This window comes from Lunatimonas lonarensis (assembly GCF_000390185.1).
GTDB classification, from domain to species: Bacteria; Bacteroidota; Bacteroidia; order Cytophagales; family Cyclobacteriaceae; genus Lunatimonas; species Lunatimonas lonarensis.
Genome location: NZ_AQHR01000098.1, coordinates 16,150 through 34,628, shown reverse-complemented (window position 1 = coordinate 34,628; position 18,479 = coordinate 16,150). Strand labels below are relative to the sequence as shown.

Sequence of the window (18,479 nt, the reverse complement as noted above, 5' to 3'; positions counted from 1 at the left end):
ATATAGGCAGATTTTGATCATTTACAAAATGCCTAATTCAATTAGAATTTTTTGAACCCGAAGGAGTGGAAATACCTTCAACACTAAAAATTGTGAAAGTTATTCACGCTTATAAAAACGTTTTTAATACAGATTTCCCGGGAGTAACTCCGGGCTTTGGCGCTTCTGCTCCCTGTCATAATAATATTAATTGCGAAGTAGGCCATAATTGGCAAGATGTATCCAATTCAGTAGCAATGGTTCTATTGGCAAATAATACTAGACATTGTTCAGGGGTTTTGCTAAATAATAGTTGCCAAAATTTAACACCTTATTTTTTAACCGCTTTTCATTGCGTGGATGTTGGGCCGGGTGCAGACTTAGGGAATGGCAACCTCACTCCCAATGAAATTGATGCAGCCGAAGATTGGGTTTTTAGATTTCAATATAAGAGCCCTGCCTGCAACGGATCTGACGCTGTCCTCTTTTATTCATTTAGTGGTTCCCAATTCAGAGCTGCATTTCAGGATACTGATTTTGCACTGTTTGAATTAAACAGTAGGCCAAACGCTTCTACTGGAATAACTTATTCAGGCTGGACATCGACTACTACTCCAGCAAGCTCCTCAGTTGGAATTCATCACCCAAATGGAGATGTTATGAAAATATCGATTGATGAAAACCCTGCTACCTCTGTTGGATGGTTTCAGCCTAATACACATTGGAGAGTCAATTTTAACGATGGGGTTGTTCAACATGGTTCATCAGGCTCACCTTTATTTAATCAAGATCGTCTGGTAGTTGGGCAGTTGCACGGAAATCAAAATTATAGTACTCTAATCCCGTATTGCGACCAGCCAATTGGCGAATATGGTCGCTTCGATGTCTCTTGGGTTGGAGATAGCACTAATGCTACCCGTCTTAGCAACTGGCTTGATCCCCTGGGTGTAGGAGGAGGTACAATCACCACGATTACAATACCCTCAATCACCGGCCCCGACCGCATCTGTGCAACAAACACCAACTTTACCCTACAGAACGTACCTGCCGGGCAAACGGTAAGCTGGGCGGTAACACCTACGCATTTATTCCCCTCTACCGGACGAAGCGGCACCGGCACCACCGCCGCTCTTAGGGCAGCGAGCAGTAGCAGCAGTGGACTGGCTACACTCACCTACACCATAGATACCGACTGCGGGGAATATCAGGTGCAGAAGCAGCTCTGGGTCGGCGTGCCCGACACCGGCATGCAGGTGGAGGCCTACTACTACCCCATCTGTATGAACGAATACACCTACATCAACGCCTTTTACGATCCATTTAACGCAAACCCTCCCGGAAATAAGGCAAGCGATATTACCAACTTTATCTGGGAGCAGCCCTCAGGGGTATCCTGCTTTACCGCAGGTACTAAAAACGAAGTGCTGGCCTGCTGGTTTACTAATCCGGACAATTATATCGTGCGGGTACGGGCCGTCAACTCCTGCGGACAGGGAGCGCTGAGGACGGTCCATTTCAACGTCGATTCCTGGGGATGCTCCTACTTCTCCGTGGGCATCAACCCCAATCCGGCGAACGGCAACGTGACGATAGCACTTACCGAAACACCACTGGACGATGCGGCCAAATCGGTCCTGCAAGCTGAAAACAAAGGAAGCAGGGAATTCCAACAGTACAGCTTCAACACCCCGCCCCACCGCATATGGGTAGTTGATATCGTGGGAGCCGAACGACTATGCGTGGAGAATGTGCCCGAGGTCAACAGCTATCAACTGGACATCCGCCACCTCACGCCGGGCATCTACGTCGTACACATCGAGCACCGCAATGGCACCGTGGTCCGGCAGCTTAGGGTGGAGTAAAGACCGTCCCTAAAGCTATTGGCAAAGAAGGTCTATACTACGTTATCCAATAGGACGACCAGTTACCGAATACTCCTATATCCGCCAGACGCGCTGCTAAAAAATAGTAAAATACAAATGCCTTTGCCCATTCCCTGGAATGAACAAAAGCATTTTTATAAATCAGGCCAAGGCACCGGGATTACCGTAATTACTGGAAGAAAAGGTACTTCCCTTTCGCAATCAACGCATCGGCTATTTCTCGGCGAAGTTCTTTTACATTGACAGATTCCATTTTGGTAAAACGCTTCAGTCCCATCAACAGAACCTTTTGTTCATCACCGGATAGAAATGAATTGATCGCTTCTTTTCCAGCCGTCTGAATTTTTTCCACCGCCTCAAAAAGGTAAACCTGGGTGGCAGCCTGCTGAATCCGGGTACTCTCCACGCCCCTTTGCGAAATAAGCTTCTCTGTGCGGAGCACGGCCGATTCGGCTGCATAGATCTCAATCATAATATCCGCGAGGTTCATCATAATCTCCTGCTCACCGTCGATCTTGGAACCCAGTACCTGGGCAGCTCGCCCGCCAACCATCAGAAATACCTTCTTCAGTTTGCTGAGTACGTCCTTTTCGGCTGCCATCGGTTGGGAAGTATCCACCTGATCAAAGCTGGGCACCGCCTTCAGCTCCTCCCCTACGGCCATGGCCGGTCGCATCAGATCTATTTCTCCCTTCATTGCCCGCTTCAGCAACATGCCTACCATCAGGATGCGGTTAATCTCATTGGTTCCTTCGTATATTCTGGAAATACGCGCATCGCGGTAAGCTCTTTCCATCGGTGCATCTGCGGAGTAACCCATACCCCCATATACCTGCACCCCTTGATCTACCACATAATCCAGCACCTCCGAACCGTGTACCTTGGCTATGGCACATTCAATCGCAAACTGCTCCAGTCCCTTCAGCTTGGCCTCAGCGTCGCTAAGGCCCTCGGCTGCCAGAGACGCCATACGATCTTCCACATCCTGGCCCGCTCTGTAACATAGCGCCTCGCAGGCGTAGGTACGGATGGCCATTTCGGCCAGCTTTTGCTTGATGGCCCCAAACGTGTTGATGCTCACGCCAAACTGCTTGCGTTCACCGGCATATTGGATGGCATTTCCCAGAACCGTCCTACAGCCACCTAGCACCCCGGCACCCAATTTTATCCGGCCGATATTCAGGATGTTGACAGCGATCTTAAATCCATTGCCACGTTCGGAAAGCAGGTTTTCCACGGGCACCTTGCAGTCGTTAAAGAACACCTGTCGGGTGGAAGATCCCTTGATGCCCATCTTCTTCTCTTCCTCGTTCATGGTGATTCCACCAAAGGTTTTCTCCACGATAAAGGCTGAAAGGTACTTGTCATCCTCAACGCGGGCAAATACAATGAACAGATCCGCAAAACCTCCATTGGAGATCCACATTTTCTGCCCGTTTATCAGGTAATGTTTGCCGTCCTCGGTGAGGGTAGCTTTGGTCTTTCCGGAATTGGCATCAGATCCGGCGTCCGGCTCGGTGAGGCAATAGCAGGCTGCCCACTCTGCATTTGCCAGCTTGGGCAGGTATTTTTGCTTCTGCTCTTCCGTGCCGTAGTACAATATAGGAAGCGTGCCAATGCCTGTATGGGCACCGTAGGTGGTGGAAAAAGAACCCGCAGAACCAATAATGTCGGCAATGAGCATGGAGGTGTTGAAACTCATCCCCAAGCCACCGAATTCTTCGGGTACCGACACCCCCAAAAGACCCAATTCCCCTGCCTTTTTCAAAATACCCGGAACCAAGTCCGGATCCTTCATGCTGTCTATGGCTTCTGCCTTGGGCATGATTTCCATATCTACAAAATCCTGGCACGCCTGTGCCATCATCAGCTGCTCCTCGCTAAATTCCTCCGGAATAAAGACATCCGCAGCGCTGGTTTCCTTGATGAGGAATTCTCCTCCGTTTATTGGGGTTTTCACTTTTTTAGACGTAAGATTTAAGACGTAAGATTCAAGATCAAAATTTTGGAAATAACCAGATAATTGAAGGCTTTACGCTTTTCTAACTATTCCTTACCTAGCTAATTAAGCATAAGAGAAATAAAACACCTCAATGATCAAATTTCCTAATCAGCGAAAATAGAATCCGCTGAACCTCAGACAAACTGTTAGCTACCGATAGAAAAACTTCTTCGTCTACTAACTGCAACTCTTTGCATACATGCAGTTGGACTCCAATTCACACACAGAGGCATGAGAAATCGCGAGAAAATGTGCAAATTCCTTGTCTGTCCTTCTACCGGCACCTTCCGCAATGTTGGAAGAAATAGATATGACGCTGCGGCGCATTTGGGAAACCAGCCCGAATTTTTCAGTATCCGGAAAATCACCTGATATCTGATAAATTTGGGTAGCTAAGGCTATCGCCTTTTTCCATACCAAAAGCTCCTTGTAATTGTGCATCCTTCAGGTGCGTTTTTCAAACTTTTTTATTTGGCGTAATACGCATCGTCAATAGTAAGACCTAGAAATCTTATATCTTAAGTCTTACTACTTATGTCTATTTCAAAAGCTCCACGACACCTGCAACACCCTGGCCGCCTCCGACGCAAGCGGTGACGAGGCCGTATTTTCCGTTTCGGCGCCGTAGTTCGTTGATGATTTGGACGGTCAGCTTGGCACCGGTGCATCCGAGCGGATGGCCAAGGGCTACGGCACCACCGTTTACGTTGACTATCTCTTCGTTCATGTCAAGCGCGCGGATCACCGCCAACGCCTGGGTGGCAAACGCTTCGTTAAGCTCGATTAGATCGATATCATTCAAAGTTAGACCAGCCTGCTTCAAAGCCTTGGGCACCGCCTCTTTGGGTCCTATGCCCATAATGCGAGGCTCCACACCAGCAACACTGTAAGACACCAAACGCGCCACAGGCTCCAGGTTAAGTTCCTTCACCATGCGCTCCGACATGACCATCACAAAGGCCGCTCCATCGGAAGTTTGGGAAGAGTTGCCTGCGGTAACCTGTCCGCCTTGCTTAAACGCGGGTTTTAGATTTCCCAAGACCTCCAAGGTCGTTCCCGGGCGGGGCCCTTCGTCGGTATCCACGGTAAAAGTTCTGGTTTTCTTCTTTTGGTTCTCATCCAAATAGGTTTCCTCTACCTGCACCGGTACGATCTCATCCTTGAATCTACCTCCTTGGGTGGCACTGATGGCCCGCTCGTGGGAACGCACCGAAAATCGGTCTGCATCTTCCCGGGTGATGCTATAGTCCTTCGCCAACTCCTCTGCGGTGAGGCCCATGCTAAGGTAGTAATCGGGATTCTTGGATGCGATATCCCAGTTTAAGGCCGTTCGATAACCCATCATGGGAAGCATGGACATGGATTCCGTTCCTCCAGCTATGATGCAATCGGCCATGCCTGATTTGATTTTTGCGGTAGCTAGGGCGATGGCTTCAATTCCCGATCCACAATACCGGTTCATTACAAAGCCCGGCACATCCTTGCCCAGGGCCAGCAAGGCGATCATCCTTCCCATTTGCATGCCTTGTTCTGCCTCTGGAATGGCATTGCCCACTATCAGGTCATCGACCTGCTTTGGCGATACCTGCGGTACCTTTTCCATCAAAAACTTGATGACATCCGAGGCCAGGTCATCGGGACGGTAAAATCTGAAACCTCCTTTCTTGGCTTTTCCTACTGCTGATCTATATCCATTTACAATATATGCTTCCATTTTTTTTCAGTTATTGGGGTTAAAAAGAGCTGATTATGAGCGTGAATGGTTAATTTCTCAAGGGTTTGCCCTTGAAGAGTATGCTGTGAATGCGTTCAAGCGTCTTCTTCTCTCCTGTTAAACTCAAGAAGGCCTCTCTTTCCAAATCAAGCAAGTACTGCTCGCTGACCTCCGTGGCGCTGGATAGATCGCCACCGCTCATGACATAGGCCAATTTACGGGCTATCTTCGCATCGTGGTCTGAGATATAGGATCCGTAAATCATGCCCGTAATACCAGCTTCAAACAACGCAAGCGAGGTTTTTCCGAGCACTTTGATGTTGGTTTGTTGTATGGGTCGGGAATATCCCTGTTCATAGAGCGAGAGCACCCGTGATTTTGCGTCTGCGAGCTGCCTTTTGCGGTTTAGCGTAATGGCATCCTTTGCTTCTAGGTATCCCAACCCCTTCGCTTCCTGCGCCGATGTGGAAACCTTTGCCATCGCGATATTCATAAATATTTCCTGCAAGCGGTTAAGCTCAACATCTCCAGGCACAATCGCATTGGCAAATCGTCTGGTCATCTCTTTTGTTCCGCCACCTGCAGGAATCAATCCAACCCCCACTTCCACCAAACCCATATACAATTCCGCATGGGCTTGGATGGCATCCGCGTGCAGGGACATTTCACATCCACCTCCTAATGCCATATTGTGCGGTGCTACCACCACTGGCACGTCTGAATAGCGCACCCGCATCATAGTATTTTGGAACTGCGCTATCATCAAGTTGATCTCGTCAAACTCTTGATCGCCTGCAAACATGTATAGCATCGCCAGGTTGGCACCTGCGGAGAAATTACCTCCCTCGTTTCCGATGACCAAGCCCTTGTAGGATTTTTCTGCCATGGATATGGCCGTATTGATGCCCTGTACTACTTCCGCGCCCAAGGAGTTCATCTTGGTATGAAATTCCAGCAGCAGGACCTCGTCGCCCATGTCATACACGTTAGCGCCTTCATTGCCCCATACTTTCTTTTTAGCTCCTTTGAGCGTGTCAATGAGTATAAAGTCACCCTGCCCAGGGATTTCCTTGTACGATTTAGAAGAGATGTCGTAGTAATTCCGCTTGCCGTCTACCACCTTGTAGAAGGAGTCATTTCCTGCTTCCAACATTTCATAGACCCAATCGGCGGCCTTATGACCGGCTTTTTCCATATTGGCGACCGTTTCCTTAACACCGAGAATGTCCCAGTTTTCAAACGGCCCGTATTCCCAGCCAAAACCGGCACTTACAGCTTGATCTATGCGGTAGAGCTCATCGGCGATTTCCGGAATCCGGAAAGAGCAATACCGAAAAAGGTCATAAAATGTCTCCCTGAAAAATTCTCCGGAACGATCCTGGTAGTTTACCAAGAAGCGGATACGTTCTTTAAGGTCTTCGATAGATTTGGCTTCATCCAGGGACTTCAGTCTTGGCTTTTCGGCATCTTTGTACTCCATCGTTTGGAGATCAATTTCCTTGAGCTCTTTGCTGCCATCCTTATGGCGGATCATTTTAAAATATCCTTGTCCGGTCTTGTCTCCAAGCCATTTGTTTTCATGGAGCACTTTCATGCTCTTTGGCAACTCAAAACGATCCTTGGATTCATCGTGCGTCAGCACCTGTTTTAAGTTGGTAGCAACATTCACCGTGGTATCCAGACCCACTACATCCATGGTACGAAAGGTGGCCGACTTGGCCCTTCCGATGACCGTACCGGTAAGTTTATCGACCTCAGATACACCCATACCTAGTTTCTCAATCGTATGGATAGCGGAAATGATCGAGTACACACCGATCCTATTCGCAATAAAGGCCGGGGTGTCTTTACACAACACGGTTTCCTTGCCCAAAAAGCGGTCACCATATCCCATTAGAAAATCTATGATCTTCGGATCGGTTTTAGGACCGGGAATAATCTCTAGCAATCGTAGGTACCGGGGCGGATTGAAAAAGTGGGTTCCGGCAAAATGCTCCTGGAAATCATCCGATCGGCCTTTGCACATCAAATGCATCGGAATGCCAGAAGTATTGGAGGTAATGAGGGTTCCCGGCTTCCGGTGCTGCTCTACTTTTTCAAATAAGGACTGCTTGATTTCCAATTTCTCCACCACGACCTCTATGATCCAATCGTATTCTTTGATTTTGGGAAGATCGTCTTCAAGGTTACCAGTGGTTATCCTTGAAGCAAAGGCTGTGTCATAAATCGGAGATGGTTTTGATTTAAGGGCATTTTGCAAAGCCTCGTTTACTATGCGGTTTCTTACCTCCTTGTCTTCCAGGCTGCGACCTTTTTTCTGCTCCTGTTCGGTTAGCTCGCGTGGCACAATATCCAATAGAAGTACCTGCACCCCGATATTAGCAAAGTGGCAGGCAATTCTGGAACCCATCACGCCAGATCCTAAAACGGCTACTTTTTGAATGATTCTGTTCATAAGCTGTATTTCGGTTTATTATTAAATTTCTGGTTTTTGATTCTGAAGTATCACTTCATTGATTTTCTGGAAAATCGTAAAGAAGCTCAATGCTTCTTCTTCTGTCAATGCCTCTTTTACCGATAAATTGAAATCCATGACCGTTTCGATCGCCTTCGTTTTTTTCAATTTACCTTCTTCTGTAAGGAAAATCCTAACCGATCGACGATCCCCGGGGTCAGGTTTTCTTTCAACTAACCGTTTTTCCTCCATCGCTTTTAATACGCGGGTCAGGCTCCTAGGCTCAAGGCCTAGCATTGGAGCGATTTTGGTTGCCGGTGTGCCTTCCTTTGAATGGATGTTGATCAACACATAACCCATGGAAGCTGTAATTTCTTCCTTAGCCGCTTGTTGGTTGTACATCCTTGAAATGGAGTGCCAACAGGATTTAATATGGAAGTCAAAAGTTTCCTCCTTCTTCATACGTACAGTATACGGGGTTTTTGTGTTGGATACCTAAAAATACATAAAAAAGTTATGCATGCATACTATTTTGTTGAGAAAAAAATGTTGGTTCCGCTAAACTTTTTACCATCGACCATAGTATAAGTAATTGAAAAGCAATGGTCTATTTTTAAATCGACCGCTGGGTGGAAAAACTAAAATAACCCCGGTCTTTTACTTATCCACGCTTTAATTATTTTATTGATTTTCAATTTTAAAAAGCATTATTGTCTTTATTATGGTGTGGATTTGTTGGTAACTCGTGCGTTATTTTTTGTCCACCGTTTCGGAATAGGTTTCTCTCCATTCTTCACACATTTATGCACAGTCTGCGGTATCTGTGGTTTCTCGAAATCAGTTTGTTATGGTCGTATGGGTTCGGATTTGTGGACAAGGTTGCTATTGGTATTTGTGTGTAAGCAGGTGTTGGGCGATTTGTGGATAGGTGTTTGTAAACGTGTTGTTATTCTTTTGTATCGTAGTTTGCTCGGTTCTCCGTTTTATGATTTGTTTAAAACGCCTGTTTTGTCCTCTTTATCTCACGGGTTATCCACGTACTTTTCACACTAGGGTTCCTCTTTCGGTCCGCTTATTCGACCCCCTGTTTCTTCTTCGTTTTCGATCGTTTCTAAATTTTTTATTGGGTAATAGCCCGTGTCACGTCTGGGTTCAATGTCTATATCCGTCAGCGTCCATCCAGCTCTTAGGATAAATTCCTGGGATTTGGATTCTGGGTCCACAAAAAAGTAAATTGGCTCCGGTTGCGTGTTCATGCGGAAGTTTCCAGGGTCCCATCTTCTGTTTTTGTTGCGGTCAATAATAGCTCTCACCTTGTATTCCTGTGCCTCTATCTTTGTGAATTCGTATGTGTTGGTCGAATCGAGGTATAGTTCCCGAACGATTTCGTCTTTCTTGTTTAGGAGCTGAACTAATATTGGAAACTCCGTTGTGCGGATTGTTCCGCTTACTCCATCAGCCAATCGGTCTGGTTTTAGCTTTTTGTAGTTTGCTTCTAATTTTGCTTCGTTCCCGATGCCTTCTATGTCGATGATGGATGAGTCACCTATATAGACTTTGTAGGTGTCGTATACCAGTGAATCGGGTATGGGTATTTGTACGATGGCTTTTGTTCGTTTTGTACTGTCAGTGAAATATATGTGTTTTGGTTCAATTGGAATGACACCTGCGGTATCGTATTTTACCATTAATGAATCGAAATTCATATGGAGTATTGGTTTGTTAAAGGTCAGTTCAGCACGGAGGGTTTGTATAAAGCTTAAGCCGGAGTTTGCTTTGATTTCCAGTTTTTCCAGTCGTCGGTCGCTTTCCTCAAACTTAGCATAAAGGGTGGTGTCTATCGAAAATCCTACGGAATCGGTTAGTGTGAGTCGCACTTCAGTACTATCGTTTCTTAAGTCTGTATGGTAAAGACGTATGGTCCTATCGTTAAGGCGATAAAATAACTTCTCTGTAAGTTCTGGGTGCTCAACGTGATAAGATATTGGCGGTTTGCTTAAGATGATATCATAGTTTGATCCTACCGAAGCTGTTCTGTTCACCTTCGGTTCTGACAGATCCCCGCGGAATATATTGAGGTGGAATTCTCTCATATTATCTCGAATATCAATTACTTCTGGTAGATATCCATAGGCTTCGCTTCTGTATTCTGCTTTCAAAGAATTGTTATCGTCATGCCAAGCGTATAGCCTGAACCTACCGGCTTTGATATTGGTTATTTCAAATTTGCCTGCTGTATCTGCCTGTGCTATGTAGTAGGGTGAGGCGGTGAACAGGTCTGTCGTGTCTGATTCCTGATAAAGTCCTACCAGGATATCCTTCATTTCTTTGTTGCTTCGTGGGATGATGTAGGATACACGCCCGGCGATGGATAGGCTGTCGATGTAATCGCCGGTGGAGAATACCAACTTTAGGTTTTCGGCAGGGTTCTTTTCGGTGATGTCCTGCACACTTTTTTGAAAATTGAACACATAAGTGGTATTCTCTTCGAGGTCTTGGTTCAGCTTGATGCTTACACGGTTTCTATTGGCAAGAAACTGTACCTCGTCTGTTTTTACTTTAGGTGTTATGATGATTTGCTTTGTTGGATTATCCAACGCTACGTATTCGTTGAAGGTCAAAGTTATCTCTTCGGGCGAAGTATTTGTAGCGTTGTTAAGCGGGGTGGTGCCTACCAATACAGGGGGATCTTCGTCTTTGGGTCCCCCCATTGGAGAGCTCTGCTTTGCGCAGGAGACGATTACCATGACGGTAACTGCGGCGTATAGTAAGGTAAAAAAGGGTCTCATTTTTTCTTTAGAATATAAAGAATGCTTGAATGGCCATTAGTTGATTTGGCGGCTTGTTTGTTGAACCGGTAGCCTTTTAATAGCGATGTCAATGGGTTTTTGCTTCCCAGGTATTTTTCGCTTAGCATAGATACATAGAACGCATCGAAATATAGCGGCTTTTTTTCGATTATCTTAAGGTCGTATCTTTCTGCAAGGTACTCCATAGAGTTGCTGGTAAAATGATATAGGTGGCGAGGTACATCTAATGCTGCCCAGTTTTCTTTGTAATGAATAAAGTCATGGGAATTTATATTAGGTACAGCGACGTAGAGCGTGCCTCTTTTTTTGAGGCGGTCTAAAAGGATTTTGAATGTTTTGTGAAGGTCGTGAATGTGTTCCAACACATGAAATAAGGTTATTACATCAAATTTTTTTTCGCTTTTCAGGACTGATATATTAGAGAGTGATTGTTGTTGCAGCAGGTTTTCTGCTTGTTTAGCCGCTATTGGGTTTGGTTCAAACGCGGTAGTTTGCCATCCATCGTCTTGTAGTATCTTTAATAAATGCCCGGTTCCACAGCCAAAATCAAGAATACGTCCTTTGCTTTTGTTTACGCTGTTTATCCATCGCAATTTTTGGCGTGTGGTATATATTCTTACCGCCTTGTAGAGCAGGTTGATGAGGTTGTTGGTTTTATTAGCATGTGACACGTATTCGGTTGAATCGTAGTATTTGCCAATGTTTGCTTTGTCCGGTCTGGGGTTGGTAAAGAGGATGGTACAGTTTTTACAGATGGATATATTAAATGATTCACCAGAGATAGCATGATCTTTTGCGATGAGATAATTGAGAAAATGCCCACTTTTGCATAGTGGGCATTTGGTAAGTCTTTCGTACATAAGTTATCTTCCTAGGTACACTGTCAGAATGGATAGGTCTGCCGGTGTTACACCACTGATTCTGGATGCTTGACCCAGGGTTTCTGGTTGTATTTTTGTTAGTTTTTGCCGGCCTTCCGCAGATAGGGCTTTTATTAGTGAATAATCAAAGGTTAGTGGAATTCTGAAATTTTCTAGATTGGCCATTTTTTGCACTAGTTGCTGTTCTTTTTCCAGATAGCTTTCGTATTTGATTTGTATTTCCGCTTGTTCCAGTACTTCTTTACTTCTATTCTTCAGCTTTGAACTTAGTTCCTGATTCAGCTTGCTTACTTGGTTGATTCCGATATTGGGGCGTTTAATCAATTTTTCCACGGTTGTTTTTTCCCGTATTTCTGCTGTTTGCAACGTATTAAGGTCAGGATTAACTGTGTCTGGATCTAACTTGGTTTGTTTTAATAATTGGATGACTTCTTCGGTTTCCTGTTTCTTCTTTTGAACGGCCTCCATACGATCGTGGCTTGCGAGGCCGATGTTGTAGCCTAGTTCAGTCAGTCGGATGTCGGCATTATCCTGTCGGAGTAGCAGACGGAACTCTGCCCTAGAAGTAAACATTCGGTAGGGTTCGTCGGTACCTTTGTTTACAAGATCGTCGATAAGGACGCCGATATAAGCTTCGGATCTTTTTAGTACGAATGGTTCTTTGTTGTGTACGTTGTTATGGGCGTTTATCCCTGCTATCAAGCCCTGGGAAGCGGCTTCTTCGTAGCCAGTCGTACCGTTGATTTGGCCTGCGAAAAACAGGTTTGCAATCAGCCTCGTTTCCAATGTTGGTTTTAGTTGGGTTGGCGGAAAGAAGTCGTATTCGATGGCATAACCAGGGCGGAACATTTTGGCGGATTCAAATCCGGGTATTTGACGGAGGGCTTTAAACTGGACATCCTCGGGTAATGAAGTTGAAAATCCATTAACATAGATTTCTACTGTATTCCATCCCTCAGGCTCCACGAATATTTGATGGCGGTCTCGTTCGGCAAAGCGGTTTATTTTATCTTCAATGGAAGGGCAGTATCTCGGACCCAATCCTTTGATCCTACCATTGAACATAGGCGATCTGTCAAAACCTGTTTCCAGGGTTTCGTGTACTCGTTTGTTTGTATAGGTAATCCAGCAGTTTCGTTGCTCCATTAATGGGCTGGTGATCGGGAGGTAGGAGAATTTTTCGGGTATGCTGTCTCCGTGCTGCACTTCCATCTTCGAGTAGTCAAGGGATCTGCCATCTACCCTTGGAGGTGTTCCCGTTTTCATCCGGCCTGATTCGAATCCTAGATTGATGAGATCCTCTGTAATTCCTTTTGCTGCTGCTTCACTGGTTCTGCCCCCTCCTAGTTGTTTTTCTCCAATATGAATGACACCATTTAGAAATGTCCCATTTGTGAGTACCACAGCGTTCGCTAAAATTTCTATGCCAATTCCCGTTCTTATGCCCCTTATTCGACCATTTTTTACGATTAAACCTTTAATCATTTCTTGCCAAAAATCTACATTTGGCGTTTGTTCCAGTGCCAATCGCCATTCTTCGGCAAAACGCATTCGATCGTTCTGGGTTCTTGGAGACCACATGGCTGGACCCTTTGAACGGTTTAGCATACGGAATTGGATCATAGATTTATCTGATATGATTCCGGACATACCCCCCAGCGCATCGATTTCTCTTACGATTTGTCCTTTTGCCACACCACCCATTGCCGGGTTGCAGGACATTTGTGCGATCGTATTCATATTCATTGTACAGAGGAGTACCTTAGATCCCATTCGGGCGGCCGCATGTGCAGCTTCACATCCTGCGTGTCCTGCCCCTACTACAATGACATCGTATTTTTCAAACATGGTAGATTATTTATTATATGTTCCACGTGGAACGTTTTTCGGGGTAATTTGTAGAATCATGTGGATTCTCTGGTAGCGGTGCCAAGTGTTCCACGTGGAACACTTGGATTATTGTACCCCTTCGAACAATTTAATTGCCTCTTCCTCTTTCTTTCGCATGAGGTTTGCTTCTTGATCTGTTTTATCCTTGTAACCACTAAGATGCAATACTCCGTGGCTCATTACTCTTAGCAATTCTCTTTCGAACGTTTCGCCTACTATTGTGGCATTTTCTATTACCCGTTCTATGCTTATGTATATCTCTCCTTCTAGGGTATTTTCTTTTTCGGTATGATCAAAGGTAATGATGTCAGTATATGTGTCGTGATTTAGGTAGGATAGGTTGATTTCATGAAGGTACTCGTCAGAGCAAAATATGAACACTAATTCACTGATTTGCTTTCCTTCACTTTTTGCTATTTCACCTATCCATTTTTTATGGGTATTTCTTTTGGATAATTTGAAGGGTGTTTCCTCTTCGAAAAAACGAATTGCCATTTTCTAATTTAGGTAAAAGGTAAGCGTTGTTTTGCTACCATTTTCCTCGAATAGCAATTCGTCGCATAAGTGTTTCATTAGGAACACCCCGCGACCTCCGGCTTTTTCTAGGTTTTCCGGTGCCGTAGGATCCTTCAGATGGTGGTAATCATACCCCTCCCCTTGGTCTTCTACTATGAATTTTATTTGATCTTCATGAAACTCCAGTATCAGGTCTACCTGTTTTTGAGGGTTTTCCTTATTTCCGTGAATGATTGCGTTGCTCACGCATTCTGTCACAGATATCATGATGTTCCCGTAGATATCGTCGTTTATTTTATATTTTACCTTTGCGTTGTCAATAAAACTTTCGACAATCTTTATATTTTCTATTAAAGAAGGGATAGAAATTTTGATCGATTTCATGTGTATTTGTTTTCTTAAATCGTGAAATACTTTAAATATACTTTCAATCAATTTCGATCAAAATTGGACAATGATCGGAGTGTTCTGCTTCATGTAGTATGGTGGATTGGATGATCCTGTTTTTTAAGGGAATGGTACTCATATGATAGTCGATTCGCCATCCCTTGTTTTTTCCACGTGAGTTTGCCCGATAACTCCACCACGTGTACTTATCGGGTACATCCGGGTGAAACCTCCGGAAACTATCTTCAAAGCCTGAATCGGTAAATTTGTCCATCCATTGCCTTTCCTCAGGAAGAAAACCGGACGACTTCTTGTTGGAGATGGGATCGTGAATGTCTATCGGTTTATGACAGATGTTATAGTCTCCGCTCCAAATTAGGTTTGGCCGCTCTTCTCTAAGGTCTTGGGAAAACCCGAATACATCGTCCAAAAAATCGTACTTAAAGGCTTGTCTCACGTCACCGGTGGTACCTGACGGAAAATAGGTATTGATAAAGCTAATATCGCCGAAGTCAAGACGTAACACCCGCCCCTCATCATCGTACTTGGGCAAGCCCATACCGACCACCACCTTATCCGGTTTTATTTTCGTTAAGGTAGCTACTCCACTGTATCCTTTTTTAACAGCCGCATGCCAGTAGACGCCATACCCCATGTCCTTAAGTGGCTGTAGATCGATTTGTTCTTCGGTAGATTTTACTTCCTGAAGCGCAATTACATCCGGGTCAACCCCCTTTAGCCAATCGAGAAAACCGCGCTTGATTGCTGCCCTGATACCGTTTACATTGTAGGAAACTAATCTCATTCAGTTGATCTGTATTTCAAATTCCTTTTCAAAGTATTCCAAAATGTGCAATTTCAGAAGCTTTTCCTGCTCTGCTGCATCCAAGTGCGGGAGCTCTTTAACAAGATCCCAATGGGGCCACCCATCTTGGTCAATAAAGTTTAACCGGTAGAACTCTGACAAGCTCAATACCTTGCAAACAGCAATGTGCATCAAGTCCTGTTTCTCTTCTTTCGAAAAGGTTCTACTGCCCTGGCCCAGTTCCTGTACGCCGATGATGAATAAAACGGCATTTAGGTCAGAGGGTTTTTTACCTAGGAGGTTTTCAAGCCCAATCAGTAATTTTCCCCAGCGCAGATCGAGGTCCAGGTCTTTTTTTAACAACATTGACTTACTACCTGATTTTTACTAAATTAACTGAATTCATTCCCAATTTCACAAATATAGTATGATTTGACAGTACTTGTAACTTAACAACCCAATTTCACGATGCGTTTCAACTTGTGGGAGGATTTTTTGGCATTGCTGTTTCCGGTCACATGCGATCTGTGCAACCGAAGTTTGTATGCATTTGAAGAACACGTGTGCAGGGTATGTGAAGCGTCGCTTCCTATTTCCTCTTATCACCAAAGCCCGGGAGAAAACGAGCTGAAACAAAAAATCGTGGGATTGGCAGAGGTACGCTATGCCTTGTCTTATTTGCGTTTTTCAAAACGCGGTAAAAGCCAAAAGCTGCTTCACCAGCTAAAATACAGAAACAAGCCCGGATTGGGCGTGAAACTCGGAAAGTTATACGCAACCTTATTACGGGATCAGGGCTTTCAGGACGAGTGGGATTTGATTATTCCCGTTCCCCTCCACCTGCACAAGCAACGAAGAAGGGGATATAACCAAAGCCGTTGTTTTGCAGAGGGCTTAGGCGACCTTATGGGGATTCCCGTAGAAAATCTTCTAACACGAACGGTAAATACAAGCACCCAGACCCGAAAGACTAGGTTTCAACGCTGGGAAAACGTTTCGGATGTGTTTCTGTTGGTGGATAAAGAATCCCTGCTTGGCAAGAAAGTGCTGTTGGTAGATGACGTCATGACGACTGGCGCTACTTTGGCCGCCTGTGCCCAACGGCTGCTGGAAGGAAAGCCGCGCTATGTGGACATAGCGGTAATCGCCGCAGGCACATAGCCTAGGAGCCGTAAATCTCGTTTAGAATACCAGCTAAACGAAGACCTCCTGCAAGGAGTCGTTCCTCAATAACCGGCCAGGCAACATAATCGTACTCATAGCTTAGCCGACTATCCTCCGGCAAAGAATAAATAACCGGCCTAATGGCGACAGCCTCTTCAAGCCAGTCTTCGATCGATGCCTTCTGGTATTTTTTGATAATGTCAGACGTAGCTCGTTTATTCAAGTGGCCGGCCAATTCGGTAAAGCTCAGTTGCTTGCCATCAATTATCTGACTGTCCCAAACCCGGTGTATATTCGAATTTTGACCGAAATAGACCACCCGCACGTCGTTTCCCCCTCGATCATCGCCTCTACCTACATGGAGAGGCTGATGTAAGTCGCCCACCAAATGAATAAGCATTTTCAGGTATTCGGATTCCTGCTGTACCGACAAGCCTCCCTTTTTAAGCAGGTTGATAATCATAGTGGTTTTCTCGAAGGCGTCCCCCTCCTTTTCCTGTATACTTGGATCATAGCCCTTACCCTCTTCTACCGTTAAGTAGTGCCAAGTATTCAGGTGGTCATAGCTTCTATCAGATTTTACATTGTCCATCCAATTTGCCACCATAGCCATGGATTCAGATCCAAGAATGGCCGATATCCGCTTATGCGCCTTTTTATTTATGTGCCATTCTGCCAGTTGTCCCACTACCCGGTGTCCTGTCTGACCCCAAGCGAGGCTTTCCATAACCAAACATAGGCCAACAAGTGTTGTAATTAAGGCTCTTCTCATTTTTTATAGAGTTGAAGGAGTCTGAAAGATTATCGGTGTTTTAGTTCCTCTATAGCTAGCCAAGCCATCAGGCCTGTGCTAGTCTCCAATGCATCTTCTTCAATATCGAAAGTTGGCGTATGCACGCCTGAGACAATACCCTTGGCCTCGTTTCTTGTGCCTAAGCGGTAAAAGCAGCCGGCCATTTCCTGCGTGTAATAGGAAAAGTCCTCTGCTGCCATCCAAAGATCCAAGTCCAATACGTTTTCTTCGCCTACATAGGCTTTGGCCGCAGCCATAGTCCGTTCTGTAAGGGCAGGGTCATTTTTAAGGAATGGATACCCATCCAGGATATTTACTTCAACCGTTCCCCCCATTCCTTCTACGATTCCCTTTGCCAGCTTTCTGATCAAGTCCTTTGCTTTCTTTCGCCAAGGTTCATCCAAGGTTCTCAGCGTACCTTCCAAGTTTACCTCGTTGGGGATCACATTGGTGGCCCCATTGGCAATAACTTTTCCGAATGACAAAACCGTAGGAATTTTTGGGTTGGCATTTCGGCTTACCACTTGCTGCAGTGACACGATAAGGTGGGATGCAATCAATACAGGATCGATGAGCGTTTCAGGCATGGCACCATGCCCCCCTTTACCCTTTACCGTGATGTATATTTCATCGGCACTGGCCATGTACATACCTGGTCTGAACCCAATTTTTCCGGCCGGTATATGGGGCATCACGTGCTGACCAAAAATCGCAACAGGTTTAGGGTTTTCGAGGCATTTATCCTTGATCATGAAGGAAGCTCCCCCTGGCGCTTTTTCCTCGCCTGGTTGGAAAATCAGCTTCACGGTACCTTCGAACTCATTCCGAAGGCGACATAGAATTTCCGCGGTGCCCAGAAGGGATGACGTATGGGCATCGTGTCCACAGGCATGCATGACGCCCGGATTTTGGGATTTGTAGGGAACCTGGTTTTGCTCAGTAATGGGTAATGCGTCCATATCCGCACGAAGGGCAATTACTTTGCTTTCAGGGTTTTTGCCTTCGATCAATGCGACTAGGCCTGTGTTGGCTTTTTTTTCAATAGAGGCAATGCCAATTTTTTCCAATTGCGCTTGGACAAAAGCCACGGTCTTATGTTCCTCAAAGGAAAGCTCCGGATGTTGATGCAAATGTCGTCTGTTTGCGATGGCCTGCTCTTTGATCTCAAGGGCGATTTCCTGTATCTTATTTTTGAGCATT

16 protein-coding genes are annotated in these 18,479 nt (G+C 45.4%); 2 read left to right on the top strand and 14 right to left on the bottom strand.

The features are described from left to right. Positions 1-236 precede the first annotated feature (236 nt). Positions 237-1,841: a T9SS type A sorting domain-containing protein gene (locus ADIS_RS17305; protein ID WP_081634976.1), complete on the top strand. Its 1,605-nt coding sequence runs from the start codon at positions 237-239 to the stop codon at positions 1,839-1,841. A 190-nt stretch (positions 1,842-2,031) separates the two neighbouring features. Here ADIS_RS17305 and ADIS_RS17300 read toward each other — a convergent pair whose 3' ends face one another. From ADIS_RS17300 to ADIS_RS17245, 12 genes are all read right to left on the bottom strand, one after another. Next, positions 2,032-3,822 carry an acyl-CoA dehydrogenase family protein gene (locus ADIS_RS17300; protein ID WP_010855949.1) on the bottom strand — a complete coding sequence of 597 codons (1,791 nt, stop codon included), beginning with the start codon at positions 3,820-3,822 and terminating at the stop codon, positions 2,032-2,034. Positions 3,823-4,041: 219 nt separating this feature from the next. Further along, positions 4,042-4,305 carry a four helix bundle protein gene (locus tag ADIS_RS17295; protein ID WP_010855948.1) on the bottom strand — a complete coding sequence of 88 codons (264 nt, stop codon included), beginning with the start codon at positions 4,303-4,305 and terminating at the stop codon, positions 4,042-4,044. 97 nt (positions 4,306-4,402) lie between these two features. After that, positions 4,403-5,578, bottom strand: coding sequence for a thiolase family protein (locus tag ADIS_RS17290; protein ID WP_010855947.1), 1,176 nt, complete (start codon positions 5,576-5,578; stop codon positions 4,403-4,405). A 49-nt stretch (positions 5,579-5,627) separates the two neighbouring features. Further along, positions 5,628-8,033 carry a 3-hydroxyacyl-CoA dehydrogenase/enoyl-CoA hydratase family protein gene (locus ADIS_RS17285; protein ID WP_010855946.1) on the bottom strand — a complete coding sequence of 802 codons (2,406 nt, stop codon included), beginning with the start codon at positions 8,031-8,033 and terminating at the stop codon, positions 5,628-5,630. Positions 8,034-8,054: 21 nt separating this feature from the next. Continuing rightward, a complete protein-coding gene (locus ADIS_RS17280) occupies positions 8,055-8,495 on the bottom strand; it encodes a MarR family winged helix-turn-helix transcriptional regulator (RefSeq protein ID WP_010855945.1) in 441 nt (146 codons plus the stop codon). A gap of 587 nt (positions 8,496-9,082) precedes the next feature. Beyond that, positions 9,083-10,822, bottom strand: coding sequence for an Ig-like domain-containing domain (locus tag ADIS_RS17275; protein ID WP_010855944.1), 1,740 nt, complete (start codon positions 10,820-10,822; stop codon positions 9,083-9,085). Beyond that, on the bottom strand, positions 10,819-11,703 hold the full coding sequence (locus tag ADIS_RS17270) for a class I SAM-dependent methyltransferase (protein WP_010855943.1): 885 nt from the start codon (positions 11,701-11,703) through the stop codon (positions 10,819-10,821). The genes ADIS_RS17275 and ADIS_RS17270 overlap by 4 nt, the downstream gene beginning before the upstream one ends. Positions 11,704-11,706: 3 nt before the next feature. Beyond that, on the bottom strand, positions 11,707-13,572 hold the full coding sequence (mnmG, locus tag ADIS_RS17265; protein WP_010855942.1) for a tRNA uridine-5-carboxymethylaminomethyl(34) synthesis enzyme MnmG: 1,866 nt from the start codon (positions 13,570-13,572) through the stop codon (positions 11,707-11,709). A 108-nt stretch (positions 13,573-13,680) separates the two neighbouring features. Further along, positions 13,681-14,109, bottom strand: a complete 429-nt coding sequence (gene ybeY, locus ADIS_RS17260) for an rRNA maturation RNase YbeY (RefSeq protein WP_010855941.1) — start codon at positions 14,107-14,109, stop codon at positions 13,681-13,683. A gap of 3 nt (positions 14,110-14,112) precedes the next feature. Next, positions 14,113-14,514 (bottom strand): ATP-binding protein, encoded by a 402-nt coding sequence (locus tag ADIS_RS17255; protein ID WP_010855940.1) that lies wholly within the window; start codon positions 14,512-14,514, stop codon positions 14,113-14,115. 43 nt (positions 14,515-14,557) lie between these two features. Next, positions 14,558-15,322 (bottom strand): exodeoxyribonuclease III, encoded by a 765-nt coding sequence (locus ADIS_RS17250; protein WP_010855939.1) that lies wholly within the window; start codon positions 15,320-15,322, stop codon positions 14,558-14,560. After that, positions 15,323-15,685 carry a hypothetical protein gene (locus ADIS_RS17245; protein ID WP_035806695.1) on the bottom strand — a complete coding sequence of 121 codons (363 nt, stop codon included), beginning with the start codon at positions 15,683-15,685 and terminating at the stop codon, positions 15,323-15,325. A gap of 105 nt (positions 15,686-15,790) precedes the next feature. Here ADIS_RS17245 and ADIS_RS17240 point away from each other — a divergent pair, with 105 nt between their 5' ends. Next, positions 15,791-16,483, top strand: a complete 693-nt coding sequence (locus ADIS_RS17240; RefSeq protein WP_010855937.1) for a ComF family protein — start codon at positions 15,791-15,793, stop codon at positions 16,481-16,483. A gap of 1 nt (position 16,484) precedes the next feature. On the opposite strand, the gene ADIS_RS17235 is transcribed toward ADIS_RS17240, so the two are convergent. Both ADIS_RS17235 and ADIS_RS17230 read right to left on the bottom strand, forming a co-directional pair. After that, entirely contained in the window at positions 16,485-17,258 is a 774-nt protein-coding gene (locus tag ADIS_RS17235; protein WP_035806689.1) for a S1/P1 nuclease, read from the bottom strand. 29 nt (positions 17,259-17,287) lie between these two features. After that, complete coding sequence (locus ADIS_RS17230) at positions 17,288-18,478, bottom strand: M20 metallopeptidase family protein (RefSeq protein ID WP_010855935.1); 1,191 nt, start codon at positions 18,476-18,478, stop codon at positions 17,288-17,290. Position 18,479: the final 1 nt, after the last annotated feature.